Raw genomic sequence first — 1,192 nt, forward strand, 5'->3', positions numbered from 1 at the left:
GTATAAAAAGGGAGGAGCTATTGCTCCCCCTCATCCTTCTTACTTGCTGCCTTCTTCTTAGGCGCTGCTTTCTTTTTAACTTCCTTGACCACCTCTGGCTCTGGCTTCGGTTCAAACCGACGACGGCTACAGCGTCCTGTCTCCTTACCATCCTTGTTCACCTCTACCCAGAAGATACCTTTCTTAATCACCTTGTTCATAGATTCGTCTCACCTTACGTTCATAGTTATCAGTAGTAGCACCTGCACCCTTCGGTCCACCATGCCAGATACGAGCAGCCTTGAATGGGTTGCCCCCTGCCTCGTCCAGATGTTTGTTCAGCATCTTACGTGCGAACGATTCATACAGAGTCTGGAACTCTGCATCGTCATCAAGTCCTAGTGTACCACCATAATCGAAAGCATCTAGGAACTCATCGACATTCTCAAACCCATAAGCCTTAGCCCATCGCACACCCTGCGATTGGTAGATACCACCCTTCTGATACTTGGCACGGTCACGTCCACCGATTGTCAATGCAATCTCTTGGCGACGAAGTAGTTCCTCAGCGGCAGCTCTCTCCTGCTCTGTAAGGCTCACCACGCCCTTGTCCAAGTAACCTGATAGTAACCCATGCGTAATCTGATAAGTCCCGTATGCGGAGCTACCAGCCGCCGTTCCGTTGGGTTTTACCTTGGTTCGGATGAAGCGGTTATCTAACCCACCAGTTTCCACCTGTGCAATAGCCTCAGCGAATCGCCGCTGTTCGGCTGTTAACTTAGGCACGTCCTGTAGCTTAGGTTCTTCCCCATCCATTGTTTCACCAAAGTAACTTTCAGTCGGAGCATATCCATTCTCAGTACGAATAGCCGCACTGCGGTCAGGAGTAGACATCCCATTGGCTGTAGGCTGTGTCTCCATGTAGTCACGGAGCACGCCACTAATCTGTTCTTCGGTTGCTCCCTCTGGGAAGGAGAATCGTTGTCCTCGAAATTCTACCTGTGGCATATCTTGTTTACTCCAAACGAATAAGCTTGCCGTTACCATCAAAGTCATAACGAATAACTTCGTCTTGTCCATTGGTGCCTCCTGTCAAGTCTGCTGGTTCTACATCCGTTGCATCTTTCAAGTCCTTCAAGAACGCATTGGAGTTACGGAACACAGACTCAGGGAACACTCCGTTACCTTGATATGTCTGACCCATCTTCATGGT

Annotated in this window: 2 protein-coding genes and 1 pseudogene; all 3 read right to left on the reverse strand. The window is 49.3% G+C overall.

Annotated features, from left to right (window positions below; genetic code table 11):
- Positions 1 to 17: 17 nt before the first annotated feature.
- A complete protein-coding gene (locus ABMA70_RS15985; RefSeq protein WP_393022404.1) occupies positions 18 to 200 on the reverse strand; it encodes a hypothetical protein in 183 nt (60 codons plus the stop codon).
- Positions 184 to 1,059 carry a hypothetical protein gene (locus ABMA70_RS15990; RefSeq protein ID WP_393022407.1) on the reverse strand — a complete coding sequence of 292 codons (876 nt, stop codon included), beginning with the start codon at positions 1,057 to 1,059 and terminating at the stop codon, positions 184 to 186. Before ABMA70_RS15990 ends, ABMA70_RS15985 begins: the two co-directional genes overlap by 17 nt.
- A pseudogene (locus ABMA70_RS15995) lies at positions 995 to 1,192 on the reverse strand (hypothetical protein); the annotation flags it as partial. The gene ABMA70_RS15990 and the pseudogene ABMA70_RS15995, both read right to left, overlap by 65 nt.

It is taken from the genome of Halobacteriovorax sp. XZX-3, assembly GCF_043196495.1.
Lineage (GTDB): Bacteria > Bdellovibrionota > Bacteriovoracia > Bacteriovoracales > Bacteriovoracaceae > Halobacteriovorax_A.